This window comes from Stenotrophomonas sp. YJH_SMC_58, assembly GCF_059369635.1.
This window is the reverse complement of sequence record NZ_JCAFSW010000004.1, coordinates 138,472-165,336: the sequence shown is the minus strand read 5'-3', so window position 1 is coordinate 165,336 and position 26,865 is coordinate 138,472. Positions and strand designations below refer to the sequence as shown.

Here is a 26,865-nt window from a genome sequence, read left to right as displayed (position 1 = left end):
CTTGCCTCTCGCCACCTTGAACGCCGGTAGCCAATGAGCCTCCATCCGCAACTGCAAGCCATCACTGAGCGTGTCATCCGCCGCAGCGCCGCCTCGCGTGCCGCCTACCTGGCCGCGATCGACGCCTCCCTGCGCGAAGGCCCGTTCCGCAGCCGCCTGAGCTGCGGCAACCTCGCCCACGGATTCGCCGCCTGTGGCGGCACCGACAAGAGCCGCCTGCGCGGCGGCGTGACGCCGAACCTGGGCATCATCACCGCCTACAACGACATGCTCTCGGCGCACCAGCCGTTCGAGACCTATCCGGAGCAGATCCGCGAGATCGCCCGCGAGCTCGGTGCTACGGCACAGGTGGCCGGCGGCGTGCCGGCGATGTGCGACGGCGTCACCCAGGGCCGTGGTGGCATGGAACTGTCGCTGTTCTCGCGCGATGTCATCGCCCAGGCCACGGCGATCGGCCTCAGCCATGACATGTTCGATACCACCGTCTACCTCGGCGTGTGCGACAAGATCGTGCCCGGCCTGCTGATCGGTGCGCTGGCCTTCGGCCACCTGCCGGCGGTGTTCGTGCCGGCCGGCCCGATGACCCCGGGCATCCCCAACAAGCAGAAGGCGGAAGTGCGCGAGCGCTATGCCGCCGGCGAAGCCACCCGCGAAGAGCTGCTGGAAGCCGAGTCCGCCTCGTACCACGGCGCCGGCACCTGCACCTTCTACGGCACCGCCAATTCCAACCAGGTGCTGCTGGAAGCGATGGGCGTGCAGTTGCCGGGCGCGTCGTTCGTCAATCCGGGCACGCCGCTGCGCGACGCGCTGACCCGCGAGGCGACCGAACGTGCACTGGACATCACCGCACTGGGCGACGACTTCCGTCCGCTGGGCCGGATCATCGACGAGCGCGCGATCATCAACGCGGTCATCGCGCTGATGGCCACCGGCGGTTCGACCAACCACACCATCCACTGGATCGCAGTGGCGCGTGCCGCCGGTATCGTGCTGACCTGGGACGATTTCGACGAACTGTCGCAGCTGATTCCGCTGCTGGCCCGCGTCTATCCGAACGGCGAGGCCGACGTGAACCGCTTCGCGGCCGCTGGCGGCCCGGCGTTCGTGTTCGGCGAGCTGATCAAGGCGGGCCTGATGCATGGCGATCTGGTCAGCGTGGCGCGCGGCGGCATGGCCGACTACGCACGCGAACCGCAGCTGCGCGATGGCCAGCTGGTCTATCTGCCGGGCCTGGAACGCAGCGCCGATGACGAGGTGGTGCGTGGCGTCGACAATCCGTTCGAGCACCAGGGCGGCCTGCGCCTGCTGCGCGGCAACCTCGGCAAGTCGCTGATCAAGCTGTCGGCGGTGAAGCCGCAGTACCGTACGATCGAAGCGCCGGCCGTGGTGGTCGATGCACCGCAGGTGCTGAACAAGCTGCACGCCGGTGGCCTGCTGCCGCAGGACTTCGTGGCGGTGGTGCGTTACCAGGGCCCGCGTGCCAACGGCATGCCCGAACTGCATTCGCTGGCGCCGCTGCTGGGCCTGCTGCAGAACCAGGGCCGGCGCGTGGCGCTGGTCACCGACGGTCGCCTGTCCGGCGCCTCGGGCAAGATTCCGGCGGCGATCCACGTGACGCCGGAAGCGGCACGCGGCGGTCCGCTGGCCAAGGTCCGCGAGGGCGACATGATCCGCCTTGATGGCGAGGCTGGCACGCTGGAAGTGCTGGTGGACGCGGCCGAATGGGCGGCACGTCCGCTGGCGCCGAACACAGCACCGGCTGCGCATGACCTGGGCCGCAACCTGTTCGCGATCAACCGTCGCGTGGTGGGTCCGGCTGATCAGGGCGCGATTTCGATTTCGTGTGGGCCGGCGGCGGCTGATGGTGGGCCGTGGGAGTACGACGCGGAATATGAGCTGGGGCACGATGCCGCGGCGGCGGCGGCGCCGCATGAGGCAAAAGACGCCTGAAGCGAAAAGCCGCGGCAGGCTTCCCGGCCTGGGCAGTAGAGCGCCCTGGCCGGGACATGCCATAAACCCATCCATGGGGGCTCGGTCGCGGCATCCATGCCGCTCACGGTCCCGGCCAGGGCGCTCTACTGCCCTTGGACAATTCCCGGCGCGTCATTTGCGCTGCGGCCACTGAATCAAGAAGAGCAAAAGGCAAGGGCAAAAGCATGGGTATCGAACAACATCAGGTGAAGGCGGCGGAGCTGTTGCATGCGGCGGGCATCCTGCCGGTGGTGACGATTCATACGCTGGACCAGGCGCGGGCGGTCAGTGCGGCGCTGCTGGAAGGTGGCTTGCCGGCGATCGAGCTGACGCTGCGTACGCCAGTGGCGATGGAAGCATTGGCGATGCTCAAGCGCGAGCTGCCGGACGTGGTGGTGGGTGCCGGTACGGTGCTGACCGTGGAGCAGATGCAGCAGTCGATCGATGCGGGTGCGGACTTCCTGGTGACCCCGGGTACGCCGCCGGCACTGGCTGATGCACTGGCCGCCGCACCGCTGCCGGTGGTGCCGGGTGCGGCCACCCCGACCGAGCTGCTGTCGCTCTACGCCCGCGGCTTCCGCGTGTGCAAGCTGTTCCCGGCCACGGCTGTGGGTGGCCTGGCAATGATCAAGGGACTGGCCGGCCCGGTGGCGGACCTGAAGCTGTGCCCGACCGGCGGCATCACCGAGAACACCGCCGCCGAATACCTCGAGCAGAAGAACGTGGTCTGCATCGGTGGTTCGTGGATGGTGCCGGGCAACTGGATCGCCAACGGCGAATGGGACAAGGTGCGCGCCAGCGCCGCAGACGCCGCCAAGATCATTCAGCGCGTACGCGGCCACTGAGCCCGACAAAGGTGCAGAGCCGAGCCCACGCTCGGCTCCGGCATCATCAGGGGTCAGAGCCCTTTCCCACCGGGAAAGGGATCCGGACCCGGGCGACGAGTGCGCAAAGCACGCGACCCGCTCCTGCTCTTCCTTCTTCAATTCCGCGGTGGACGCGCACGGAACCTGTCCGTGGCCCTGCGGGGGGATTGCGCAGGGGCGTAAGCGCCATGGATGGCGCGCCCGAGCCTCCAGGGATGGATTCACGGCGTCCCCTGCGCAATCCCTCCGCAGGGCCAACCCCACGAATCCTGCCGCACACTGCGAGGGGCTCAGCCGTTGGCCGAACCCCTTACAGCGGCCGTGCCGGATCCACCAGCCCGTACTGGCTGGCCATCCGCGCCAGCGCGATGTTGTCGTGGATCCCCATCTTCTCGAACAACCGCGCCTTGTGCGTGTTCACCGTCTTCGCACTCAGGCTCAGGCGGCGCGCGATGTCTTCCTGGCGCAGGCCCTGGGTCAGCAACAGCGCCACCTCAAGCTCGCGCGGCGACAGGTTGTCGAACGGCGAACCATTGCCTTCCACTGTCGACAGCGCCAGATTCTGCGCGATGCTGGTGCCCAGGTAACGACGACCGGCCGCCACATCACGCACCGCACGCAGCAGTTCCTGCGCATCGCAGCCCTTGCCGATGTAACCGGCCGCACCGGCTTCGAGCAGGCGCTTGGGCAGCGGGCCGTCTTCCAGTACCGACACGATCACCACGCGGGTATTGCGGTGGCTGCGGACGATGCGCTCGGTCACTTCCATGCCGCTCACGCCCGGCAGGTGCAGGTCGCACAGCACCACATCCGGCAGCAGCTGGCGGACTTCACGCAGCGCGTCTTCGCCGGTCTCGGCTTCGCCCACCACCTCGATGTCGGTTTCCCCCGACAGAATCATCTTCATACCGGTGCGGACCAGCGCGTGGTCATCCACCAGGTAGACTCGAATCGTCATTCATGTACCTCTTCGAATGCGGCCATTGCAGGTCAAGCTAGGCAGGGTGCCGATACCCTGCAAGCGCGTCCGGAATGCGGCATCGGCGATCTGCCTTGCGCATCACAGTACCGCGCGTTGTGCTTGCCCCCTGTCTTGCAGAACCTGCTGCAACGAAACAACTGATCTATCACGTAGACGTCCCTCAAGGGCCATCCACGTCAAACCCCCTGTGTTGGTGCTTCGCTGGCCTTCGCTGGCGGCGGGCCGTGACGTCGCCAAGGGTGCCGGCGACTGAACATGACCAGATAGCACCCTACCACCCAAACCAGCGCGGCACACCATCCGGCCAGGATGTCGGAGGGGTAATGCACCCCCAGATAGACCCGCGACACGCTTACCAGCAGGCTGAACGCGGGTGCCAGCATCAGTACCGGCCAGCGCCAACGGGTGTTCCAGGCGAGCAGTACCAAGGTCACGGCAAGGGTCATCGAACCCATCGCATGCCCGCTGGGGAAGCTGAACGTCGATTCCGGCGCGATCGATTCCCACAGGCTGGGGCGCTGCCGCTGGAAGAATTGCTTGCTGCCCATGTTCAGCAGCGCCGACCCTACGAAGCTGACCGCGACGAAGGTCGCCTCGCGCCAGCGCCGGTAGCCCAGCAGCACGCCGATGATCAGCACGTCGGCCGGGATCAGGAACCACTCGTAGCCCAGTTTCGAGATGAGCACGAAGAAGCGGTCCAGCCACGGCGAATGCAGGCCATGCATCTGCCACAGCAGGGGCGCGTCGAAATGGAACGATTCAAACTCGTGCACTTCATCCGCCAGGGCAACAAAGCCTGCCAACGGCAGCAGCACGCCACCGAACAACAGGACCAGGCGCCAGGCGTTGCGCGCCATCCAGTGGCGGAAGCCGGAGGCGGACTCCGGTGCGGCGAGGATCGCAGGCTTATCCGGCGCTTCGGACATACGTGTGTTCGACGTAATCGTCGATCAGGGCGACGAACTCCTGGGCGATGTTGTCGCCACGCAGGGTCACCTTCTTCTCACCATCGACGAACACCGGCGCCGCAGGCGTCTCACCCGTGCCCGGCAGCGAGATGCCGATGTTGGCGTGACGCGATTCGCCCGGCCCGTTGACGATGCAGCCCATCACCGCCAGGGTCATGTTCTCCGCCCCCGGGTGGTGGATCTTCCACAGCGGCATCTTCTCGCGCACGTGGTTCTGCACCACCTTGGCCAGCTCCTGGAAGAACTCGGAGGTGGTACGGCCGCAGCCCGGGCAGGCCGTGACCAGTGGCGTGAAGGCACGCTGGCCGGTGGTCTGCAGCAGTTCCTGGGCGACGATCACTTCCTGCGTGCGCGACTGGCCCGGCTCCGGGGTCAGCGAGATGCGGATGGTGTCACCGATGCCTTCCTGCAGCAGCACGCCCAGCGCCGCGGACGATGCCACGATGCCCTTGCTGCCGATACCGGCCTCGGTCAGGCCCAGGTGCAGGGCGAAGTCGGAGCGCTGCGCCAGGTCGCGGTACACCGCGATCAGCTCCTGCACGCCACTGACCTTGGCCGACAGCACGATGCGATCGCGCGGCAGGCCCAGCTCCACCGCCTGCTCGGCCGAATCCAGCGCCGAGCGGATCAGCGCCTCGCGCAGCACGCGGCCGGCGTCCCAGGGCTGTTCGCGCAGGTTGTTCTCGTCCATCAGCTTCGCCGCCAGGGCCTGGTCCAGCGAGCCCCAGTTGGCGCCGATGCGCACCGGCTTGTTGTAACGGATGGCGAATTCGATCAGCTGGGCGAACTGCAGATCCTTCTTCTTGCCGAAGCCGACGTTGCCCGGGTTGATGCGGTACTTGGCCAGTGCTTCGGCACATGCCGGTTCGGCGGTCAGCAGCTGGTGGCCGTTGTAGTGGAAATCGCCGATCAGCGGCACGTCGATGCCCATCATCGCCAGCTTGTCGACAATGCGCGGGATCGCCGCAGCGGCTTCCACGGTATTGACGGTCAACCGCACCATCTCCGAACCGGCACGCCACAACTCGGCCACCTGCTTCACGCTGGAGGCGACGTCGGAGGTGTCGGTGTTGGTCATCGACTGCACCACCACCGGCTTGCCTCCGCCCACGGTGACCCCGCCGATCTGGACGGCATGGGTCTGGCGGCGCGGCCAGGCAGTGGCATCGGAGGGCGGAGTCGGGCGGGTGACGGCGTCGTGCATGGGCGCATTCTACCGCCCGGCCCTGCATTCGGGGTGACTCGCATTCAGCCGGCGGCACGGCTGCGGCCGATTGTCGCAGGCACGGTCACGCGCGAACGCATACGATGAGCGTGAATGACCGGTCCCGACGCCCCGTTTCTCCGAACCCTGTGCAGCCTGCGCTGGCTTGCAGTAGGCGGCCAGGCCGCCACCATCCTGGTCGCCACCTGGGTGCTGGGGCTGCCGTTGCCGCAGCTGCCACTGTGGGCCGGCGTGGCGGTGCTGGCCCTGTTCAACATCTACACCCAGCTGCGCCCGGAAGCGGCCGACACCGCACCGCTGACTGCATTCGGCCACATCCTGGTAGACGTGATCATCCTGACCTGGATGGTCGGCTGGAGCGGTGGCATGGCCAATCCGTTCAGCTCGCTGTTCCTGATCCTGATCGCACTGGCCGCGTTCGCCCTGCCCCTGCGCTGGGCGCTGGCGGTCGCGCTGGCCTGCCTGCTCGGCTACGCCGCCAGCGGCATCTTCGGCCAGCCCCTGCCGGACGGCTATTTCCGCGCGCAGGACCTCAACCGCTGGGGCGTGGTCGCCAATTTCCTGATTTCCGCGGCGGTCGTACTGGCCTTCTCCACCCGCCTGGCGCTGGCGCTGCGCCAGCGCGAACTGGAACTCTCGGCCCTGCGCGAACGCTTCGCCCGCAACGAGGGCATCGTCGCCCTGGCCACCCATGCCGCCTCGGTGGCGCATGAACTGAACACGCCGCTGGCAACCATGACTCTGCTCGCCGACGACGTGGCCGAACGCAGTGAAGAGCCGGAAGTGCGCGAGGACATGGAAACCCTGCGCGAGCTGCTGGTGCAGTGCCGTGAGCGCGTGCTGGCGCTGGCCGCACCGGCCTCGGCCGATGCGCCCGGACGCAGCCATTCCAGCGCGCAGCAGGTGCTGGAGCAATGGCGCCTGGTGCGACCGACCATCGACCTGCACCGCAACGATGATGCGCCGCTGCGGCTGCCGCTCGACCCGGGCGTGGGCCACCTGCTGATGGTCCTGCTCAACAATGCCGCCGATGCCGGCGAACAGGCCGGCCGGCCGCGCGTGGACCTGGACCTGCGCATCGAAGGCGACGATCTGATCGGCGAAGTACGCGACTACGGCCACGGCTTCAACGCGCGCGCCGCGGTGCTGCCGGGCAAGCTGTTCGGCAGCAGCAAGAGTGAAGGCATGGGGGTCGGCCTGGCCCTGTCCCATGCCACGATCGAACGCCTCGACGGCGAGATGTGGATGCGCCCGGCCCAAGGGGCCGGCAGCCGCGTCGGCTTCCGCCTGCCGCTGGCCCCACGCGAGGAAACCCCATGAGCGCCTCAACCCTCGGCCTGCTGGTCGACGACGACGAACTGTACCTGCGCACCCTGCAGCGCAGCCTGGCCCGCAAGGGGCTTGAAACGCAGACCGCGCAGGATGCCGCCAGCGCGCTGGCACTGGCGCGCCAGCACCCACCCGCGTTCGCCCTGATCGACCTGAAGCTGGGCAGCGATTCCGGCCTGGCGCTGATCCAGCCGCTGCGTGCGCTGCGCGCGGACATGCGCATCCTGCTGGTGACCGGCTACGCCAGCATCGCCACTGCGGTGGAAGCGATCAAGCTCGGTGCGGACGATTACCTGCCCAAGCCAGCCACGGTACCGATGATCCTTCGCGCTTTGGGCGAGGAGGATGACGGCCCGGCCGACGATGGCGAAATGGAAGTGCCCGACGCGATGACACCGATCAGCCGCCTGCAGTGGGAACACATCCAGCAGGCGATGCACGAGACCGGCGGCAATGTGTCGGCAGCCGCGCGCCTGCTCGGCATGCACCGGCGCTCGCTGCAGCGCAAGCTGGCCAAGCGGCCCAGCCCGGAACGCGACCCGAGCCGCTGAGGCACCACGCCCTTCATGGTAGTGCCGGCCGCTGGCCGGCAACCAGGTGATGCTTCAATCGTTCATGAGGTCGCCGGCCAGCGGCCGGCACTACCAGAGCCTCAGCGCTTCAGCTGCGCAAGGATCTCTCGGGTCATCGGGTCGGCAACGGCCACATCCTCGCCCTGCAGCGCCGGCAGCAGGCCACTGGCCAGCTGCTTGCCCAGTTCGACACCGAACTGGTCGAAGGCGTTGATGTTCCAGATCACCGACTGCACGTACACGGCGTGTTCGTACATGGCGATCAGCGCACCCAGCGCCTGCGGGGTCAGCGCGTCGAGCAGGATCAGCGTGCTCGGGCGGCCGCCCGGGTAATCACGGTGCGGGTCGTCGCTGCCCTGGCCATTGGCCAGTGCTTCGGTCTGCGCCAGCAGGTTGGCCAGCAGGGCCTGATGATTGATCGTGTAGGGATCGTCGTTGTGCACGCAGCCGATGAAATCTGCCGGAACGATGCTGGTGCCCTGATGCAGTGCCTGGAAGAAGCTGTGCTGCACATCGGTGCCCGCGCCTCCCCACCACACCGGCACGGTATCGGTGGTGACCGGCTGGCCGTCACGCTGCACACGCTTGCCCAGGCTTTCCATCACCAGCTGCTGCAGGTAGGCCGGCAACAGCGCCAGGCGCTGGTCGTAGGTCATCACCGCATGCGTGGCATGGCCCAGCAGGTTGCGGTTCCAGATGTCGGTCAGGCCGTGCAGCACCGGCAGGTTGCGCTCCAGCGGTGCATCCAGCGCATGCGCATCCATCTGCGCAGCACCTTCCAGCAGCTGTTCAAAGCGCTCGAAGCCGATCGCCAGCGCGATCGGGAAACCGACCGCAGACCACAGCGAATAGCGGCCGCCGACCCAATCCCACATCGGCAGCACACGATCGGCGGCGATGGCAAAGGCCTTGGCGGCACGTTCCGGATTGGCACTGACCGCGTACAGGCGGTCGCTGCCCCCCAGCCAGTCGTGCAGGATCTGGCCGTTGAGCAGGGTTTCCTGGGTGCCGAAGGTCTTGGAGATCAGGATGCCGGCGGTCTTGGCAGGATCCAGTGTGGCCAGCGTACGCTGCATGGCCGCGCCGTCCACGTTCGAGACGAAATGCACGCGCAGGCGCGCACCGCTGACCGGACGCAGTGCGTCGGCGACCAGGCGCGGGCCAAGGTCGGAACCACCGATGCCGACACTGACTACATCGGTCACGCCACTGTCTTCCAGCGCGCGCACCAGCACGCCCATGCGCTGGCGGATCTCGCGCGCGGTGGCATAGGCCTCGGCCGCCACCGGCGCATCGACCACGTCGCCGCGCAGTGCGGTGTGCAGCGCGGCGCGACCTTCGGTCAGATTGACCTGCTCGCCACGGAACAGGCGGGTGATGGCACCACCGACATCACGGTCGGCAGCCAGCGCCAGCAATGCCTGCAACGCCGCGGCATCGTATTTCTGCCGGGCGAAGTTGACGTACAACGGACCGACCCGCAGCGCCAGGTCCTGCACGCGGCCGGGTTCGGCGGCGAGCAGGCCGGGGATGCTTGCGCCCTTCAGGCGCTGGGCGTGGGAATGCAGCGAGTCGAATCCGTTGTTCGTTGTCATGCGGCCTGGGTCGGGATCGTGTCGTTGGTGTGGGTGATCTGGTTCTTGCCATCAACGTACACCAGCTTCGGCTTGAAGCTGTCGGCTTCCTGCTCGGTCATGCTGGCGAACGCGGCAATGATGATGATGTCACCGACCTGCACGTGGCGCGCGGCGCCACCGTTGAGCGAGACAACGCCGCTGCCGGCTTCGGCGCGGATGGCATAGGTCGAGAAGCGCGCACCGTTGGTCACGTCCCAGATGTGCACCTGCTCGAACTCGCGGATGCCGGTGGCAGCCAGCAGGTTGTCATCGATGGCGATCGAGCCTTCGTAGTTCAGCTCGGAATGGGTGACGGTGGCGCGGTGGATCTTGGTCTTGAGCAGGGACAGGTGCATGGGGGCGCTGCAACGGCAAAGGAAAGAGCGGATTCTAGCACCCGCTTGGCCGTCGTCAGGGGCCTGCGGCAGGACGCTGAAGGCCGTTCAGGCGCCCTCGCCCGGCGGCGGCACCGTGGCATGGACGGCACCGCCCTGCAGTGACAGCCTGAACACCGTATGGAAGGCCAGCCCGGAGGCCAGGCCCAGGCCCCCTGCAGCCAACACCGTCAGCCCATAGCTGATCACATCGAATGTATCCACATAGCGCAGGCGCTGCAGCAGCGGCCCATGGATCGCGCCCGGCCAGTCATGGATGGCCATGGCCAGCGCGCCCAGAGCAGCCCCTGCAAGCACGAAGCGGGTCCGGCGCAGGAGCCGCCGAGATCGCGGGAGCAGCGCCATCGGCAGGAACACCGCGATGGCGCTGCAGACGCCCAGCCCGAACATCAGTCCACCGCCGGTGAGCGCGGGCATCGGCGTGCGCCTGAATTCGAGCGCGAACAACAGGCCGCCAAACAGCTGCGCCGGCAGCATGCCGGCAGCCAGCACGGCCAGGATCAACGCCTGCGCAAGCCGACCAGCGTCAGTGGAGGGTGTCTTCATTGCCGTTCTCCCGTCCATGGGGAGGTGCGAGGCGCCCATTGTGGGCGCCCCCGGGGCCGCATGCGGCTCAGAACTCCAGGTTGTCGATCAGGCGGGTGGAGCCCAGGCGCGCGGCGATCAGCGCTACGCGGCCACCGCCATCGAACGTCGGCTCGGCCAGCTCCGGGGTGCGCAGCACCGCATAGTCGACCTGGAAACCGGCCGCCTGCAATGCCGCCGTGGCGTCGGCCTCGATGCGATCACGCGCCTGCCCGGCCACGTAGCCTTCGCGCATGCCCAGCAGAGTGCGGTGGATGGTGGTCGCGACCGGGCGCTGTTCGGCGCTCAGGTACTGGTTGCGCGAACTCTTGGCCAGGCCATCCTCGTCGCGCACGATGTCAGCACCGACGATCTGGATCGGGAACGACAGCTCAGCCACCATCTGCCGGATCACCGCCAGCTGCTGGTAGTCCTTGCGGCCGAACACGGCCACGTCCGGCTGCACCTGCAGGAACAGGCGCGCCACCACCGTGCAGACGCCATCGAAGTGGCCCGGGCGGCTGGCACCTTCCAGCACCTCGCTCACGCCGGGCGCGTGCATCTGCGTGGTCTTGTCCACGCCCAGCGGGTACATGGCCTCGACGCTGGGCAGCCACACCGCATCGCAGCCGACCTGCTCAAGCCCGGCCACGTCGGCCTCGGGCGTACGCGGATAGCGACTGAAATCCTCGTTCGGCCCGAACTGGGTCGGGTTGACGAAGATGCTTGCCACCACCCTGTCGGCGTACTGGCGGGCCAGGGTCACCAGCGAATGATGGCCACCGTGAAGGTTGCCCATGGTGGGCACCAGCGCCACGCGCAGGCCCTCGCGCTTCCAGTGGGCGATCTGCTCGCGCAATGCGCCGAGCTCGTTGAAGGTCTGGATCATGAGGCGTAAGCGTGCTGTTCGTCGGGGAAGCTGCCGTCGCGCACGGCGTCGGCGTAGGCGCGGGTGGCACCGGCCACCGAACCGCCTTCGGCAAGGAAATCCTTGACGAACTTGGGGCGGCGATGGCCACTGTCCAGGCCGAGGAAATCGTGCAGCACCAGCACCTGGCCGTCGCACTGCGGGCCGGCACCGATGCCGATGGTCGGCACCTCCACCGCAGCGGTCACCTCGGCGGCAACCGGGGTCGGCACGCACTCAAGCACCATGATGCTGGCGCCGGCAGCGGCCACGGCCCTGGCATCTTCCACCAGCTGGCGCGCGGCATCGCCGCGGCCCTGGATCTTGAAGCCGCCCAGGCGCAGCACCGACTGCGGGGTCAGGCCCAGATGCGCACAGACCGGAATCTCACGCTCAACCAGGTAGCGGATGATGTCGACCTTGAAGCCGGCACCTTCGATCTTGACCATCTCGGCACCGGCCTGCAGCAGCTGCAGCGAAGCATCCAGCGCGCGCTCCGGAGTGGCATCGGCACCGAACGGCAGGTCGGCCACCAGCAGCGCGCGCTGCAGCACACGGGCCACGGCGCGGGTGTGGTAGACCATGTCGGCCACGGTCACCGGCAGGGTCGAATCATGGCCCTGCACGACCATGCCCAGCGAATCGCCGATCAGGATCAGGTCGACGCCATTGGCATCGAAGGTGCGGGCAAAGCCAGCGTCGTAGGCGGTCAACATGACCAGCTTCTGGCCATTGCGCTTGGCCTCGGCCAGGGCGGGAACGGTCCAGGGCTTGCTGTCTGCGTGGGTGCTCATGTGCTGATAACCGGGGGAGATAACCCAGGCATTATCACCCTATCGGCGCGATCCCGCAGGCATCCACCCGCATCACTGCATCCCGCACGCGGCCATGGCCGGGGATGGCCAGATCCGGCGCGATTTCGGCCAGCGGCACCAGCACGAAGGCACGCTCGTGCATGTAGGGGTGTGGCACCTGCAGGCCGGGCTGGTCGAGCACCTGTGCGCCATACAGCAGCAGGTCCAGGTCCAGCGCGCGCGGCCCCCAGTGCACCGCCGCATCACGCACGCGGCCAAAGCCCTGCTCCAGCGCCAGCATCGCCTGCAGCAGTTCATCGGCTGCCAGTGACGTTTCGACTGCGGCCACCGCGTTGACGAACGGTGGCTGGTCTTCATTGCCCCAGGCCGGCGTTGCGTACAGGCGCGAGGCCTGCAGCACGCGGGTCCCGGGCAGGCCGTCCAGCGCAGTGATCGCCGCGCCGACAGTCGTGGCCGCATCGCCGAGGTTGGCGCCGAGGCCGATCCACGCTGGCGTCATTGCTTATTCGCCAGCTGCACCGGCCGAGGCACCCGGGCGGCGACGACGACGGCGACGCTTGCGCGGTGCTCCGTTCTCGTCATCGCCCTCTTCGCTGTGCATCGCGTCCAGCGACGATTCCAGCTCGCGGCCGGACTGGGCCTGTGCCTCGCGCCAGAATTCAACATCGGCAGCGTGCTCGGCCGAGGCCACCTGGCGCAGGCTGAGGAAGTCGAACGCGGCGCGGAAGCGCGGATGGGTGAGCGTGCGGAACACGCGCTTGCGCTGGCGCGAGCTGAAACGCGACTGCAGCAGCCAGATTTCCTGCATCGGCAGCGAGAAGCGGCGCGGCAGCGCGATGGTGCTCAGCTGCTGCACGGTGACACGGTCGGCCGCACGACGCTGCGCTTCTTCCGGCGCCACGCCCTGCTTGAGCAGGGTCGCCTGGGCGCGGCAGAACGCCGGCCACAGCAGCAGCGCGAACAGGAACGCCGGCGAGACCGGCTCGTCGTTGGCCACGCGGGCATCGGTATTGGCCAGGCCCTCGACCAGCATGCGGCGCAGCGCGCCGGTGCGGTTGGATTTCAACGCCCTGGCGCTTTCCGGGAACAGCACGTCGAGCAGACCGTAGCGCTCCAGGCCTTCGAAGCTGGCCACGCCGTGCCCGGACAGGAACAGCTTCAGCACTTCCTCGAACAGGCGTGCCGGCGCGGCTTCGTTGAGCAGGCCAGCCAGCTGCGGGATCGGCGCGGCGGTGCCCTCTTCGATCTGGAAGCCGAGCTTGGCCGCCAGGCGCACGGCGCGCAGCATGCGCACCGGGTCTTCCTGGTAGCGCTGTACCGGGTCGCCGATGAGCTTCATCAGGCGCGCCTGCACGTCTTCGAAGCCACCGGTGTAGTCACGCACCGAGAAGTCCTCGATGGCGTAGTACAGGGCGTTGCAGGTGAAGTCGCGGCGGACGGCGTCGTCTTCGATGGTGCCGTACACGTTGTCGCGTACAAGCATGCCGTTTTCCATCTCGCGGTCGCCACTGCCGTCATCGCTGTTGGCGCGGAAGGTGGCGACTTCGATGATCTCGCGGCCGAACACAACGTGGGCGAGGCGGAAACGGCGGCCGATCAGGCGGCAGTTGCGGAACAGCTGCTTGACCTGTTCGGGCGTGGCGTCGGTGGCCACGTCGAAATCCTTGGGTTGGCCATTGACCAGCAGGTCGCGCACCGCGCCGCCGACAAGGTAGGCGCCGAAGCCGGCATCGCGCAGGCGATAAAGCACGCGCAGGGCGTTCGGGCTGATGTCCTTGCGGGAGATCGTGTGCTGGTCGCGCGGGATGACGCGCAGGCTGAACGGTGATGTAGCAGAGGAAATGATGTTGGCGCTTCCGGTTGAAGTTTCGGGATTGCCCAATGGCATCGAGGTGCATATACTAGCGCTCCTGCCTCGGCAGCGACACAGTTACGCTCCCTTCGTCTAGTGGTTAGGACGTGGCCCTCTCAAGGCTAAAACAGGGGTTCGAGTCCCCTAGGGAGCGCCAGTCGCCGCAGCAGGAACCGAAAAAGCCCGCCTTGTGCGGGCTTTTCTGTTTTCCGGGATTGCAGTGGTTGCGGTCGGGTTGGTCGCTTTGGCGCCTCCCTGCAATCGGCTTGAGCCGGTGGGGTCACCCAGGGCAGGACACGCCGTAAACCCATCCATGGGGGCTCGATGGCGCCATCCATGGCGCGAACGTTCCTGCCCTGGGTGACCCCACCGGCTCTGGAAGTTTCCCGCCAGCTGCGGCAACAACCGACCAGCGCTTCGCCGCATCCGCACGCACCATGAAACTGTCAGGAGGGGGCAGGCCGCCCTCTCCAGGACCGTTGGCGCCATGGGTTGGGCGCATGCGCCCGACGGGTTGGGCGGGAGCCCAACCCCGGTCTTGCCGTGTGCGCAGGACAGCGCACGTGAGCAAGGCGCCATCGAGCCCCCATGGGTGAGGGCGCTTCGTTTGCGAAGCACTGCTTCGCAAGGGCCCGAACGCACAGCCGCCAGCGGCTGGGCCGGACCGCGGAGCGGGTTTACGGCGTGTCCTGGATCGGCGGACCTGCCGCCTCCCCGCAGAACAGGGAGGCGCTGAAACACAGGCCAGCCGTCAGCCTTCCATCTGCTCCAGCTCCTTGCCCTTGGTCTCGCGCACGTAGCGGACCACGAAGAAGATCGAGAGGATGGCCGCCACCGTGTAGATGCCATAGGCGCCGGCCAGGCCGATGCCGGCCAGCAGCATCGGGAAGGTCACGGTGATCGCGAAATTCGACGTCCACTGCGCCGCACCGGCAACAGCCAACGCCGGGCCGCGGATCTGGTTGGGGAACATCTCGCCCAGCATCACCCACATCACCGGGCCCCAGGACATGTTGAAGAACACCACGTAGACATTGGCCGCGACCAGCGCCAGCCGGCCCATGCCGTCGGACAGCTGCAGGCGACCGTCGGCCAGGCTTCCACTGGCGAACGCGACCACCATCAGCACCAGCGCCACCGACATGCCGACCGAGCCGATCCACAGCAACGGCTTGCGACCGATGCGGTCGATCAACAGCACCGTCAGCAGGCAGGCACCGATGCTCAGCCCACCGGACAGCACGTTGATCAACAGCGCGTCGCTTTCCGAAAAGCCGACCGCCTGCCACAGCACTGCGCCGTAGTAGAACACCACGTTGATGCCGACCAGCTGCTGGAACATGGCCAGGCCAATACCCACCCACAGGATCGGCCGCAGCTTGCCGCTGACCGTGTCGCGCAGGTCGCTGAAGCGCGGCTTGTGCTGGTCCTGGGCCAGGCTGGTTTCGATCTCGGCCTGCTTGGCCGCCGCCACGGTATCGCCGTACAGCCGCGAGAGCACCGCCCTCGCCTGCTGCTGGCGCCCCTTCAGGACCAGGAAGCGCGGGCTTTCCGGAATCACCAGCAACAACAGCAGGAACAGCCCCGACGGCAGCGCCTGCATCCAGAACATCCAGCGCCAGGCCTCATGACCCAGCCACAACGGCTCGGTCGACGCCCCGGCGGCGCGGGCCAGCAGGTAGTTGCTGAGGAACGCCGCGAACAGGCCGCAGATGATCGCCATCTGCTGCACTGTGGCCAGGCGCCCGCGATAGCGCGCCGAGGCCACCTCGGCGATGTAGGCCGGCGACATCACGCTGGCCGCCCCTACTGCAAAGCCGCCCAGCACGCGGGCCGCGATGAACAGCCAGGAGGCGTGGGCTGCACCGGCACCCAGCGCCGAGACCAGGAACATCAGCGCCGAGGCGATCAGCACGCCGCGGCGTCCCAGGCGGTCGCCCAGCCAACCGGCCAGGAACGCACCGATCGCACAGCCCAGCAGCATCGAGGCGACTTCGAAACCGAGCGCCGCCTCGCTGGAGTTGAAGGCCTGGCGCAGGCCATCGACCGTGCCATTGATGACACCACTGTCGAAGCCGAACAGGAATCCACCGAGTGTGGCCACGCAGCTGATCAAGACGATGAATGCAGTGTTCTCACCGCCATGGAGTGCGATGCTGGGCTGGGCTGGTGACATTGACGATCCTGCTGGGAAGGGGCCCGGCCACCCGACGCAGCCGGCTGACCCGCAGCGTCGCACAGGCCCCGCCCTGCCGCCAATGACTGCCACGGCCGCGCCTGCCAGACGCCCGATTTCCGCCCCGCGCCGACAGCGGGGGCCAACCTGTTCTAGAATTGGCGGGTTCAGGAATCGATCCACCCCCAGCCCATGCCCTTTGTCGTCACCGAAAACTGCATCAAGTGCAAACACACCGATTGCGTGGAAGTGTGCCCCGTGGATTGCTTCCACGAAGGCCCGAACTTCCTGGTGATCGACCCGGATGAGTGCATCGACTGCACCCTCTGCGAGCCGGAGTGCCCGGTCAACGCGATCTTCCCGGAGGACGATGTCCCCGCCGGCCAGGAAGGCTTCGTCGCCCTCAACGCCGAGCTGGCGAAGGAGTGGCCGGTGCTGACCGTGCGCAAGGACCCGCCCGCCGACGCCGGCGAATGGGATGGCAAGCCGGACAAGCTGAAGCTGCTGGAGCGCTGAGAAGCGCCCACGGCGGCAACGAAAAGGGCGCCCACGGGCGCCCTTTTCTGTTTTCCGGTGAACGCCAACCGCAAGATCCGGCATGCCAGCCTTGCGATCCGGTATGCCAACCTCGCGATACGGCATGCCAACCTTGCGATCCGGTAGGTGCCAACCTTGGTTGGCACAGAAGCGCCGACCAAGGTCAGCCTCTACCAGAGGCAGCCCTTACTGGGCCAGCTTCGCCTTCAGCGCAGCGATCAGCTTCACCGGCGCTTCGGCGGTGGCCGGCAGGCCACGCGGGTCGACCGCGGAGATGTAGGCGCCGGCATCGACGGCGACCACGCGGACCAGGAAGTTGCTGCCTTCGTAGGCCACGTCATACGAGCCGAGCAGCTGGGCGCGGCTGGCGATGGTCACGCCCTCCACGCCTTCCAGCGCGGTACCGACCTTTGCGAAGGCTTCATCCTTGCCACCAGCGATGGTGAAACCGGTATTGCCAACGGCCGGAGCCGCAGCCGCCGGCGCTGCCGGCTTGGTGGCCGACACCAGCGCCGGCACCTTGTTGTCACCGGTGGTGGCCGGCAGGTTGAGGTCCGGCGGCACTTCCAGCGGACGCATTTCCGGGGCCAGGGCATAGTCGCCCTTGACGCCACGCTTGAAGCAGCCGGTGGTGCCGGCGGCAACGGCCACCGCAAGCAGGGCGTAGGACAGCACGCGGACAGTGGAAACGGATTGACGCATGTGAATCTCCTGGGTCAGACCAAGACGAAAGGTCAGTGGCTGGAAAGGGCTTCAAGGGCGGCGATGTCGCCGGCAAGATGGTCGGCGGCCGCGTGGTGCGGCGCCGACAGCGGCAGCAGCGGCAGGCGCAGGTCATGGCCGATGCCGATACGGCGCAGCAGCGCCTTGACCGGAATCGGGTTCGGTTCAACACCGCAGAAATCATGGAACGGCTGCAGGCGCGCATCCCAGGACTCGGTGGCTTCGTGGTCATGGGCGGCGGCCAGCTCGCACATGCGGCGGTAGGCGCCGGGCAGCACGTTGGAGCCGACCGAGATCAGGCCGTCGATACCGGCTCGGATCGAACGCGCAGCCGTACCGTCGTCGCCGCTGAGCACGGCGAACTGCGGGCTGCGCAGTGCGAGCAGCGCCTGCACCCGGCCGGTGTCGCCCACCGCCTCCTTGATGCCGACGATGTTGGGGTGGCTGGCCAGTTCGGCCACGGTCTCCGGCTGCATGTCGCAACCGGTACGGCCGGGCACGTTGTACAGCACGACCGGCAACCCGCCCTGGTCGGCGACCGCACGATAATGGGCAATCAGGCCGGCCTGGGTCGGCCTCACGTAAGGCGGGGTGACCACCAGTGCATGGCTGGCGCCAAGCGCGGCCGCACGACGGGTCTGTTCGATGGTTTTGGCGGTACCGGACAGGCCGGTGCCGGCCATGACCGGGATGCGGCCGCCAATGCGTTCGACCGCGCTGGCCAGCAGCAGGTCGTACTCGGCATCGGTGAGGGTTGCCGCTTCGCCGGTCGAGCCGGCAACGACAACGCCATGGACGCCACCTTCCAGTTGCAGGTGCAGCAGGCGCTGCCAACCGTCGGGATCGAGAGCGCCGTCGGCCCGGAACGGGGTCGCCAGCGCGGTGATGAGGCCGGAAAGGGACAAGGACGTGCTGCTCTTGGCTGGAAAGGGAAAACGCCCGCCACGAAAGGCCGGGGGCGACCTGAATGTTACTTGCGGCGCGAAAGCACGGGCAAGTATGCTGGACACCGGTGGATCCCCGCCTCTGGCGGGCATTCAGACTAACGCATGCATTACCCGGAATCGCCTTGACCGACACCACCCCGCGCCCCGCGCCGAGCGAAAACCACCTCCTGATCAACGCCTATACGACGCATCCGGAGTCCCCCCTGCTGTCCGTCACCCGCCGCATCGCCGACAGCGGCTGCAATCTGGTGGACGCACGCCTGGCCACGGTCGGCCGCGATGTCTCGGTCACCGCCCTGGCCACCGGCTCCTGGGACTCGGTGGCCAAGCTCGAGGCGATGCTGACCCGGCTGGAGCGCGAGGAAGGCCTGAAGCTGGTCTGGTACCGCACCGCCGCCAAGCAGGCGCAGTCCAACCTGCTGCCGTACATTGTCGAAGTGATCGCCGCCGACAAGCCGGGCATCCTGTTCCAGCTGGCCGATTTCTTCGACCGCCAGGGCATCACCATCGAGAACCTGCAGAGCACGCGCTACCGCGCCATGCAGACCGGTGCGGAAATGTTCAGTGCACAGGTCACCATCGGCGTGCCGGCCAACATGCACATCGCCGCGCTGCGCGACGATTTCCTTGAGTTCTGCGACCACCTGAACCTGGACGCGATCATGGACCCGATGAAATTCTGATTGGGAGTGCGGATTTTTCGCGCGCCTCTCACGGGCGCGTGGCGTTTCATGCAATTGTCGTAGAAACAACCCAGGCTCGACAGAAGGACCTCATGAACAACGGCGATACCCTGGACAGCACCACCCTCTCCCTGCCGCTGGCGCTGTCCGGTGGCGACCAGGCCACTCTCGGCGACTATGCCGGCCAGTGGCTGGTGCTGTACTTCTACCCCAAGGACAGCACTCCCGGCTGCACCACCGAAGGCATCGACTTCAACGCCCTGCTGCCGAAGTTCAAGAAGGCCGGCGCGGTCGTGCTCGGCGTCTCTCGCGACTCGGTGAAGTCGCACGACAACTTCTGTGCCAGGCAGGGCTTCAACTTCCCGCTGGTCAGCGATGGCGACGAAGCGCTGTGCAGCGCCTTCGACGTGATCAGGATGAAGAACATGTACGGCAAGCAGGTACGTGGCATCGAACGCAGCACCTTCCTGATTTCCCCCGACAGCCGCATCGTGCAGTCCTGGCGCAAGGTCAAGGTTGCCGGCCATGCCGATGCCGTTCTCGCCGAACTGAAGGCCTCCCAGTCCAAGTGAGTCCCACTGCCTACTGTGTCTGCCATCACCCTGCCCCGCAGCAGGCCGTGGTGGTTTTCCCCTGTCCGTAACCAGGAATCGACGATGACCCGAGGCAAGCGCATCTACGTGCTGGATACCAACGTGCTGATGCACGATCCGACCGCGCTGTTCAAATTCGAGGAGCACGACATCTACCTGCCCATGCAGGTGATCGAGGAGCTGGACAACGGCAAGAAGGGCACCTCCGAAGCGAGCCGCAACGCCCGCCAGGTGAGCCGCTTCCTCAACGAGCTGGTGCAGGAATCCGGCCTGGACAACCTGGCCGACGGCATTCCGCTGCAGCGCCCCAACGGCCTGCAGCTGCGCGGCAAGCAGAGCGCCGGCAAGCTGCGCTTCCAGACCAGCCACTTCGACGCGGGCAAGAGCTTTGGAAAGGTCATTCCCGACAATGCCATCCTTGGCGCGATCCTGGCGCTGAAGGAAGAAACGCCGGACCTGCCGGTGGTGTTCGTTTCCAAGGACATCAACCTGCGGATCAAGGCCGCCATCGCCGGCATCGTGTCCGAGGACTACGAAAACGACCGCGCGCTGGACGATTTCAGCCTGCTCTACACCGGCGCCACCGAGCTGCCGGAAGACTTCTGGAAGCGCCACGGTGACGACCTGCGCAGCTGGAGCGACAAGGGCCGCAGCCATTACGAAATCCAGGCGCAGGACGGCGAGGAGTGGTACCCGAACCAGTACGTCTACCTGCCCGGCGAAGACGAAGTCGAACTGCGCGTCAGCCGCGTGGTCGGCGACGGCAAGGTAGTGCTGTCGCTGGTCGATGATTTCCGCCACGGCAGCCACGCCGTGTGGGGTATCAGCGCGCGCAACCGCGAGCAGAACTTCGCGCTCAACGCACTGATGGATCCGGAGATCGACTTCGTCACCCTGCTGGGTACCGCCGGTACCGGCAAGACCCTGCTGGCACTGGCCGCCGGCCTGGCGCAGACGATGGACCAGCAGCGCTACCGCGAGATCATCATGACCCGCGCCACGGTCAGCGTCGGCGAGGACATCGGTTTCCTGCCGGGCACCGAGGAGGAGAAGATGACGCCGTGGATGGGCGCGCTGACCGACAACCTGGAAGTGCTCACGCACAACCAGGAAGGCGGCACCTGGGGCCGCCAGGCCACCAACGACCTGCTGGCCAGCCGCATCAAGATCCGCTCGATGAACTTCATGCGCGGCCGTACCTTCCTGTCGCGCTACCTGATCCTGGACGAGGCGCAGAACCTCACCCCGAAGCAGATGAAGACGCTGATCACTCGTGCCGGCCCCGGCACCAAGATCGTCTGCCTGGGCAACGTCGAGCAGATCGACACCCCGTACCTGACCGAGACCACCTCGGGCCTGACCTACGCGGTGGATCGTTTCAAGAACTGGCCGCATAGTGCGCACATCACCCTGCGCCGAGGCGAACGCTCGCGCCTGGCCGATTACGCTTCGGAGGTGTTGTGAACCGCTGCACCCGCCTGCTGCTGCCCACGGCTGCGATCACCCTCGCAGCCGTGCTCGGTGCCTGCACCACCACGCGCGGCCCGGCCAGTGTGCCGACCGCCGAGCGCACCGGGCAGTCCTGGGTGGTCACCCGCCCGATCATCGCCGCGCAGGTGCTCGACACCTGCTCGCGCGCCAGTCCCGGCCGCGAGGCCGGGCGGGTCAGCGGCTACTGGGCTCCCAGCCGGCAGCAGATCGATCAGCTGGAAGCACAGCTGTCGTCGCTGGAGGCACAGGTACCAAAAGTGCTGGACTTCGACCGCCAGTACGTCGGCATCGAAAGCGCCGGCAAGCGGCTGATCTACGTCAACGCCTTCCACCTGCCCGACGACAGCGGCATCAATCCGGCACGCGAAGCGATCCGCGTCTGTGACGGCGGCACGCAGTTCTGGGGCGCGGTGTTCGACCCGGCCAGCAACACCTTCAGCGAGCTGCAGTTCAACGGCGGCTTCGGCGGGCCCTGAGGGGCCCCGCCGATGGGAATACGCCTGCCCACCTGGGTCTGGATCGGCGCGGTCGCGCTCTCGTGCGTGGCCGGCATGGTCAACGTGGTTGGTTTCCTTGGTTTCGAGCACCAGGCGGTCAGCCACATGACCGGCAGCACCAGCCAGCTCGGCATGGCACTGGCCCAGGGTGACTGGCGCGCGGTCGGCCACTTGTGGGGACTGCTGATCGCGTTCTCGCTGGGCGCGATGCTCAGCGGCCTGCTGATCCAGGACAGCACCCTGCAGCTGGGCCGACGCTACGGCGTGGCGCTGGCACTGGAATCGGCGCTGCTGCTGGTCGCCATTCCACTGTTCGAACAACACCAGATCTGGGGCGCGCTGGCCGCCGCCATGGCCTGCGGCCTGCAGAACGCGATGGCCACCACCTTCAGTGGCGCGGTGGTGCGCACCACCCACCTCAGCGGCATGTTCACCGACCTCGGCATCGGCCTGGGCCACCTGCTGCGCGGGTTGCCGCTGCAGGTACGACGGCTGACCCTCAGCGGCCTGATCATCAGCGGCTTCCTCGCCGGCGGCATCATCGGCGCCTGGCTGTTCATGCGCTGGCAGTACGACGCCCTGCTCGCCCCGGCCCTGCTGACCGGCCTGACCGGGCTGGGTTATGTGCTGTACCAGCAGTGGGCGCGTTGGCGGCATTGAATCAAGGACATCCACGCATGGCGTGGATCTACCTTCCCCTCCGGGACCACGGCACAATCAACTGATGAGCCCGACCACCCCCGTTTCCGCCCTCACCATCGCCGGCTCCGACTCCGGCGGTGGCGCCGGCATCCAGGCCGACCTGAAGGCCTTCGCCGCGCACCGCGTGCATGGCCTCTCGGCGATCGCTGCACTGACCGCGCAGAACACCCGTGGCGTCATCGCCGTGCACGTGCCCCCCATCGAGTTCCTCCGCGCGCAGCTGGATGCCTGCTTCGACGACTTCGACATCCATGCGGTGAAGCTGGGGATGCTGGCCAACGCCGAAGTGATCCATGCCGTCGCTGATGCACTCGAAAAGCATCGCCCGCCACACGTGGTACTGGACCCGGTGATGGTCGCCACCAGTGGGGCACGCCTGCTGGAAGACAGCGCATTGCAGGCCATGCGTGAGCGCCTGATCCCGCTGGCCACGCTGATCACCCCCAATACGCCGGAAGCAGAACTGCTGGTCGGCCGGAAGATCAGCAACGGCGAAGACGCAGAACAGGCCGCCTCGGCCCTGCTCGACCTCGGTGCCGGCGCAGTGCTGCTCAAGGGTGGCCACCTGCATGAGGGCAATCGCGTGATCGATCGCTACTTCGACGGCGTCAGCAGCGAAGAATTCATCCACGCGCGCCTGCCACTGGACGCACATGGCACCGGCTGCACGCTGGCCTCGGCCATCGCCGCGCAGCTGTGCAATGGCCTGAGCCTGGCCAATGCCTGCGAAGCCGGTATCGACTACGTTGCACGCGGCCTGCAGCAGGGCTATGCCCCCGGCCGCAGCGAGGTGCTGGTGCTGGATCACTTCGGCGCGGCACCCCACGCATGAGCCTGACGCCGAGCGTCCTTGCCGTGCAGTGCGACGACGGCCATCGCTACGAGGTGATCGCCTGCGTGCCCGCACAGCCCATCGCACGCCTGCTGTGGCTGCCGGCACTGGGCGTGGCGGCGCGCCACTACCTGCCACTGGCTTTGGCGCTGGCGGCGAAGGGCGTGGCGGTCTACCTGCATGAGTGGCGAGGCAATGGCAGCAGTTCGCTGCGCCCGTCACGCACGCAGGACTGGGGCTATCGCGAGGTACTCGAACAGGATCTGCCGACCAGCCAGACCGTCCTGGCCGCAGCAGATGACGACGGCGACGCCCTGCCCTGGATCATCGGCGGCCATAGCCTGGGCGGGCAGCTGGCCTGCGTGCATGCCGGCCGCAACCCGCAGCACTTCAACCGGCTGTGGCTGGCCGCCAGCGGCTCACCGTTCTGGCGCGGATTCCCACCACCGCGTGGCTGGCTGCTGCCGCTGGTCTACCGCTTCCTGCCGTGGATCGCACAGCGCCAGGGCGTGCTGCATGGCCGTCGCCTCGGCTTCGGTGGCACCGAAGCGCGCGGGCTGATCGCCGACTGGGCGCGCGTCGGCCTGAACAACCATTACGCCGCCGTCGGCATGGACGAAGACCTCGATGCGCAGATGGCGCGTGTGCATGGCAGCGCACAGGCGGTGCTGATGGAGCACGACTGGTTGGCCCCCACCGGATCGATGCAGACGCTGCTGGCGAAGCTGCCGAATGTGGACGCGCAGCTGCGCGTGCTGTCCGCGCAGGAACTGGGCACGCGCGCCGATCATTTCGCGTGGCTGAAGGCCCCTGATGCCGTGGCTGACAGCTTTTTCATTCAGTTGGATGAAAATTTTCACAAAACTGTTGACGGTACGCGCCGACATCCGCATAATTCCGCTCCTGTCGCAGGGCGCCCGTAGCTCAGTTGGATAGAGTACCTGGCTACGAACCAGGCGGTCGGGAGTTCGAATCTCTCCGGGCGCACCACTCGACAGGTTTCCAGCATCCGCCGCTGGAAATGCAGTAAAATTTGATTGTGTACCGCGCGCCCGTAGCTCAGTTGGATAGAGTACCTGGCTACGAACCAGGCGGTCGGGAGTTCGAATCTCTCCGGGCGCACCATACACAGTCAGCACAACAAGTTCATGTAATTGGCGCCCGTAGCTCAGTTGGATAGAGTACCTGGCTACGAACCAGGCGGTCGGGAGTTCGAATCTCTCCGGGCGCACCATTACACCGAAACAGCAGGCCTCGGCCTGCTGTTTTTTTATGTGTGTTTTTCGGCAGGGCTGCGCCCTGCCCCCTGGTAGTGCCGGCCGCTGGCGGGCAACCTCAACGGCCACGGCAAAAGCTGGCATTCCGTGGGATGGCGGGGCGGTGTCGGAGTGCGGGGACGCCGCAAGTACGTCCATGTAGGCTTGGCAGCCGCATCCATGCGGCTGACACCCCGCACTCCGACACCGCCCCGCCTCTGACAGATTTCCGCGATCTGATGGATTCACGCCATGCGTGGATGAATCTCCATCGAGTTCGAACATTTCGACAATTGATCGAAGAGCATCCACGCATGGCGTGGATCTACCGTGTCGACCAAGATCGACACCTACCAGAGCAGTACGCCGTTCCGACAGATCGCGGAAAACTGTCGAAGGCGGGGTGGGTCCGGTTGCGGGAGTGTCCGCGGCATGGATGCCGCGGCCAAGCCCCCAAGGACCGGTTTACGGCGTCTCCCGCAACCGGACCCACCCCGCCATCCCTCAGGAAACCAGCTTCTGCTGTTGCAGTTGCTGTTGCTGTTGCTGTTGCTGTTGCTCTGGATCGTAGCGGGTGCAGGGCGCAGCCCTGCCGTACACCTACCCCCTGGCCATTGCCTGCCACCACTGCGACAGCAGCTCCGGCCTGCGCAGGCGCTCGCGCCACCAGCGCAGTGCGGCGCCATCCTCTCCGGTGCGCCAGGCCAGCCAGAAGGTCTCTTCCGGCTTGTGTTCCTCCACCTCGCGGATCACCAGCTGGCCGCGCGCCACCGCAGCGCGTGCGCACGGCTCGGGCAGGAAGCCGAATCCCACGCCTTCGCACTGCAACTTCAATTTGCTGGCCATGTCCGGCACCGTCAGCATCTCCTGCCCCATCAACAAGCCGACCGTGCGCGGCAGCAGCCTGCGCGCGGAATCAGAGACCGCGATCGCGCAGTGCTCGACCAGCTGCTCGCGACCCAGCACACCCGGCACTGCGGCCAACGGATGACCGGGCGCGACCGCGAACACGAACTCCACCGTGCCCAGCGGCTCGACCACGTAACCACCGCCACTGGGGCCCTCGCCCGGCGCGCCGACCAGCAGGTCGGCACGGCGGTCCAGCAGGGCCTCCCAAGTGCCGGACAGGGCCTCGCCGATCAATCGCAGCCGGGTCGGTGCCTCGGCCTCGCGAAACGCGGCGATGTCCGGCCCGAGCAGCCAGGTCGGGAACACCGAATCCACCGCCAGCGTCAGTTCGGTCTCCCAGCCCGACGCCACCCGGCGCACCCGCAGTTCCAGCTCGCGGGCGGCGCGCAGCAGGTGCCGGCCTTCGTCCAGCAGCGCGCGGCCAGCCTCGGTCGGCTCGGCGCGCGGACCGACCCGGTCGAACAGCTGAACGCCCAGGTCCTCCTCCAGCTTGGCCACGGTGTAGGAGATGGTCGAGGGCACCTTGTGCAGGGCTTTGCCGGCGCCGGCAAAGGAGCCGCGGCGGTCGATGGCATCCAGGATCTGCAGGGCATCGAGGCTGAGCTTGAGCATTCGAATTTTTCGATGATGGCTGTCAAAACTATCCGTTTTTCAAACCCAAGGCGCAAGCGGATACTTCTCTCCAACGGGGAAACAAAGCGGCTGCCAGCCCACCCCGCCCCATCGAAACCATCGAACAAGGAGATTCCATCATGCTGCAGATCCGCAAGAGCGCTACCCGTGGCCTGGCCGAGCATGGCTGGCTGTCCTCGCGCCATACCTTCTCCTTCGCCAACTACTACGACCCGCGCTACGTCAGCTTCGGCCCGCTGCGGGTGATCAACGAAGACAAGGTGATCGGCGGCCAGGGCTTCGGCACCCACGGCCACAGCAACATGGAAATCATCTCCTACGTGCTGGGCGGTGCGCTGGAACACAAGGACTCGATGGGCACCGGCTCAGTGCTGCGCTACGGCGACGTGCAGCGCATGAGCGCCGGCAGCGGCGTCACCCACAGCGAGTTCAACCACTCGGCCGACGAGACCGTGCACTTCCTGCAGATCTGGATCTTCCCGGACACCGAGAACATCACGCCGTCCTACGAGGAGACCCACTTCGCACCGGAGACCAAGCGCGGCCAGCTGCGCCTGATCGCTTCGCCGGACGGCGCCGACGGTTCGCTGCGCATCCACCAGGATGCCAGCATCTTCGCCACCATCCTCGACGGCGGCCAGAAGCTGCACCATGCCCTTGGCAACGGTCGTGGCGCCTATGTGCAGGTGGCCCGTGGGCAGCTGCAGGTCAACGGCATCACCCTGGAAGCCGGTGATGCGCTGCAGGTCAGCGACGAAGCCCAGCTGACGCTGGAAAACGGCAACGATGCCGAAGTGCTGGTGTTCGACCTGCCGCTGTAACCA

At 66.9% G+C, this 26,865-nt stretch carries 27 protein-coding genes and 4 tRNA genes; 17 read left to right on the top strand and 14 right to left on the bottom strand.

From position 1 onward, the window contains the following. Positions 1-33: 33 nt before the first annotated feature. Both edd and eda read left to right on the top strand, forming a co-directional pair. On the top strand, positions 34-1,950 hold the full coding sequence (gene edd / locus AC5P68_RS07440) for a phosphogluconate dehydratase (RefSeq protein ID WP_049402622.1): 1,917 nt from the start codon (positions 34-36) through the stop codon (positions 1,948-1,950). A gap of 206 nt (positions 1,951-2,156) precedes the next feature. After that, a complete protein-coding gene (gene eda / locus AC5P68_RS07435; RefSeq protein ID WP_049447612.1) occupies positions 2,157-2,816 on the top strand; it encodes a bifunctional 4-hydroxy-2-oxoglutarate aldolase/2-dehydro-3-deoxy-phosphogluconate aldolase in 660 nt (219 codons plus the stop codon). A 331-nt stretch (positions 2,817-3,147) separates the two neighbouring features. Here the strand turns inward: eda and AC5P68_RS07430 are convergent, their stop codons facing one another. The 3 genes from AC5P68_RS07430 to ispG all read right to left on the bottom strand — a co-directional run bounded on the left by AC5P68_RS07430 (position 3,148) and on the right by ispG (position 5,991). Next, positions 3,148-3,795 (bottom strand): response regulator, encoded by a 648-nt coding sequence (locus tag AC5P68_RS07430; protein ID WP_005409067.1) that lies wholly within the window; start codon positions 3,793-3,795, stop codon positions 3,148-3,150. 200 nt (positions 3,796-3,995) lie between these two features. Beyond that, positions 3,996-4,745, bottom strand: a complete 750-nt coding sequence (locus AC5P68_RS07425; RefSeq protein WP_005409066.1) for a phosphatase PAP2 family protein — start codon at positions 4,743-4,745, stop codon at positions 3,996-3,998. Further along, positions 4,726-5,991 (bottom strand): flavodoxin-dependent (E)-4-hydroxy-3-methylbut-2-enyl-diphosphate synthase, encoded by a 1,266-nt coding sequence (gene ispG / locus AC5P68_RS07420; RefSeq protein WP_005409065.1) that lies wholly within the window; start codon positions 5,989-5,991, stop codon positions 4,726-4,728. Before ispG ends, AC5P68_RS07425 begins: the two co-directional genes overlap by 20 nt. 114 nt (positions 5,992-6,105) lie before the next feature. Between ispG and AC5P68_RS07415 the strand changes: the two genes are divergently transcribed. Next, positions 6,106-7,332, top strand: a complete 1,227-nt coding sequence (locus tag AC5P68_RS07415) for an ATP-binding protein (protein WP_005412965.1) — start codon at positions 6,106-6,108, stop codon at positions 7,330-7,332. Next, positions 7,329-7,892, top strand: a complete 564-nt coding sequence (locus AC5P68_RS07410; RefSeq protein WP_005409063.1) for a response regulator transcription factor — start codon at positions 7,329-7,331, stop codon at positions 7,890-7,892. The genes AC5P68_RS07415 and AC5P68_RS07410 overlap by 4 nt, the downstream gene beginning before the upstream one ends. Before the next feature lie 101 nt (positions 7,893-7,993). Here the strand turns inward: AC5P68_RS07410 and pgi are convergent, their stop codons facing one another. The 7 genes from pgi to pcnB form a co-directional block, all read right to left on the bottom strand. Continuing rightward, entirely contained in the window at positions 7,994-9,508 is a 1,515-nt protein-coding gene (pgi, locus tag AC5P68_RS07405) for a glucose-6-phosphate isomerase (protein ID WP_024958626.1), read from the bottom strand. Next, a complete protein-coding gene (panD, locus tag AC5P68_RS07400; RefSeq protein ID WP_005409061.1) occupies positions 9,505-9,885 on the bottom strand; it encodes an aspartate 1-decarboxylase in 381 nt (126 codons plus the stop codon). Before panD ends, pgi begins: the two co-directional genes overlap by 4 nt. Before the next feature lie 87 nt (positions 9,886-9,972). Beyond that, on the bottom strand, positions 9,973-10,470 hold the full coding sequence (locus AC5P68_RS07395) for a hypothetical protein (protein WP_231522816.1): 498 nt from the start codon (positions 10,468-10,470) through the stop codon (positions 9,973-9,975). A gap of 67 nt (positions 10,471-10,537) precedes the next feature. Further along, the gene (gene panC, locus AC5P68_RS07390; RefSeq protein WP_231522817.1) at positions 10,538-11,377 is read right to left on the bottom strand and encodes a pantoate--beta-alanine ligase; all 840 of its coding nucleotides are present in this window, start codon (positions 11,375-11,377) and stop codon (positions 10,538-10,540) included. Continuing rightward, the gene (gene panB / locus AC5P68_RS07385; RefSeq protein ID WP_005409058.1) at positions 11,374-12,189 is read right to left on the bottom strand and encodes a 3-methyl-2-oxobutanoate hydroxymethyltransferase; all 816 of its coding nucleotides are present in this window, start codon (positions 12,187-12,189) and stop codon (positions 11,374-11,376) included. The genes panC and panB overlap by 4 nt, the downstream gene beginning before the upstream one ends. 34 nt (positions 12,190-12,223) lie before the next feature. Further along, a complete protein-coding gene (gene folK / locus AC5P68_RS07380) occupies positions 12,224-12,709 on the bottom strand; it encodes a 2-amino-4-hydroxy-6-hydroxymethyldihydropteridine diphosphokinase (RefSeq protein WP_012479761.1) in 486 nt (161 codons plus the stop codon). Between the two features lie 3 nt (positions 12,710-12,712). After that, positions 12,713-14,092: a polynucleotide adenylyltransferase PcnB gene (gene pcnB / locus AC5P68_RS07375; RefSeq protein WP_032965757.1), complete on the bottom strand. Its 1,380-nt coding sequence runs from the start codon at positions 14,090-14,092 to the stop codon at positions 12,713-12,715. Positions 14,093-14,144: 52 nt separating this feature from the next. On the opposite strand from pcnB, the gene AC5P68_RS07370 reads away from it, so the two are divergent. After that, positions 14,145-14,219 (top strand) — tRNA-Glu (locus AC5P68_RS07370). A gap of 594 nt (positions 14,220-14,813) precedes the next feature. Here AC5P68_RS07370 and AC5P68_RS07365 read toward each other — a convergent pair. Further along, complete coding sequence (locus tag AC5P68_RS07365; protein WP_231522818.1) at positions 14,814-16,238, bottom strand: sugar porter family MFS transporter; 1,425 nt, start codon at positions 16,236-16,238, stop codon at positions 14,814-14,816. 192 nt (positions 16,239-16,430) lie between these two features. On the opposite strand from AC5P68_RS07365, the gene fdxA reads away from it, so the two are divergent. Further along, a complete protein-coding gene (fdxA, locus tag AC5P68_RS07360; RefSeq protein ID WP_005409054.1) occupies positions 16,431-16,754 on the top strand; it encodes a ferredoxin FdxA in 324 nt (107 codons plus the stop codon). A 207-nt stretch (positions 16,755-16,961) separates the two neighbouring features. Here fdxA and AC5P68_RS07355 read toward each other — a convergent pair whose 3' ends face one another. Together AC5P68_RS07355 and dapA are read right to left on the bottom strand one after the other, a co-directional pair. Continuing rightward, entirely contained in the window at positions 16,962-17,477 is a 516-nt protein-coding gene (locus AC5P68_RS07355; protein ID WP_005409053.1) for a hypothetical protein, read from the bottom strand. Between the two features lie 32 nt (positions 17,478-17,509). Next, positions 17,510-18,403, bottom strand: coding sequence for a 4-hydroxy-tetrahydrodipicolinate synthase (gene dapA, locus AC5P68_RS07350; RefSeq protein WP_005409052.1), 894 nt, complete (start codon positions 18,401-18,403; stop codon positions 17,510-17,512). Between the two features lie 164 nt (positions 18,404-18,567). Here dapA and AC5P68_RS07345 point away from each other — a divergent pair, with 164 nt between their 5' ends. The 10 genes from AC5P68_RS07345 to AC5P68_RS07300 all read left to right on the top strand — a co-directional run bounded on the left by AC5P68_RS07345 (position 18,568) and on the right by AC5P68_RS07300 (position 24,477). After that, on the top strand, positions 18,568-19,128 hold the full coding sequence (locus AC5P68_RS07345) for a glycine cleavage system transcriptional repressor (RefSeq protein WP_005409051.1): 561 nt from the start codon (positions 18,568-18,570) through the stop codon (positions 19,126-19,128). Between the two features lie 92 nt (positions 19,129-19,220). Next, entirely contained in the window at positions 19,221-19,700 is a 480-nt protein-coding gene (locus AC5P68_RS07340; protein ID WP_033833058.1) for a peroxiredoxin, read from the top strand. 84 nt (positions 19,701-19,784) lie between these two features. After that, positions 19,785-21,185, top strand: a complete 1,401-nt coding sequence (locus AC5P68_RS07335) for a PhoH family protein (RefSeq protein ID WP_005409049.1) — start codon at positions 19,785-19,787, stop codon at positions 21,183-21,185. Then, on the top strand, positions 21,182-21,688 hold the full coding sequence (locus tag AC5P68_RS07330; protein ID WP_005409048.1) for a hypothetical protein: 507 nt from the start codon (positions 21,182-21,184) through the stop codon (positions 21,686-21,688). The genes AC5P68_RS07335 and AC5P68_RS07330 overlap by 4 nt, the downstream gene beginning before the upstream one ends. Before the next feature lie 12 nt (positions 21,689-21,700). Next, positions 21,701-22,369, top strand: a complete 669-nt coding sequence (locus AC5P68_RS07325; RefSeq protein ID WP_010484284.1) for a YoaK family protein — start codon at positions 21,701-21,703, stop codon at positions 22,367-22,369. 64 nt (positions 22,370-22,433) lie between these two features. Continuing rightward, positions 22,434-23,243, top strand: coding sequence for a bifunctional hydroxymethylpyrimidine kinase/phosphomethylpyrimidine kinase (thiD, locus tag AC5P68_RS07320; protein ID WP_005409046.1), 810 nt, complete (start codon positions 22,434-22,436; stop codon positions 23,241-23,243). After that, positions 23,240-24,166, top strand: a complete 927-nt coding sequence (locus AC5P68_RS07315; RefSeq protein WP_049431220.1) for an alpha/beta hydrolase family protein — start codon at positions 23,240-23,242, stop codon at positions 24,164-24,166. Before thiD ends, AC5P68_RS07315 begins: the two co-directional genes overlap by 4 nt. After that, a tRNA-Arg gene (locus AC5P68_RS07310) sits at positions 24,157-24,233 on the top strand. Before AC5P68_RS07315 ends, AC5P68_RS07310 begins: the two co-directional genes overlap by 10 nt. A gap of 58 nt (positions 24,234-24,291) precedes the next feature. After that, positions 24,292-24,368 (top strand) — tRNA-Arg (locus tag AC5P68_RS07305). Positions 24,369-24,400: 32 nt separating this feature from the next. After that, positions 24,401-24,477 (top strand) — tRNA-Arg (locus AC5P68_RS07300). A gap of 622 nt (positions 24,478-25,099) precedes the next feature. On the opposite strand, the gene AC5P68_RS07295 is transcribed toward AC5P68_RS07300, so the two are convergent. Continuing rightward, the gene (locus AC5P68_RS07295; RefSeq protein WP_005409044.1) at positions 25,100-26,020 is read right to left on the bottom strand and encodes a LysR family transcriptional regulator; all 921 of its coding nucleotides are present in this window, start codon (positions 26,018-26,020) and stop codon (positions 25,100-25,102) included. Positions 26,021-26,160: 140 nt separating this feature from the next. On the opposite strand from AC5P68_RS07295, the gene AC5P68_RS07290 reads away from it, so the two are divergent. After that, positions 26,161-26,862: a pirin family protein gene (locus AC5P68_RS07290; protein ID WP_414498097.1), complete on the top strand. Its 702-nt coding sequence runs from the start codon at positions 26,161-26,163 to the stop codon at positions 26,860-26,862. The last annotated feature ends 3 nt before the right edge of the window (positions 26,863-26,865 follow it).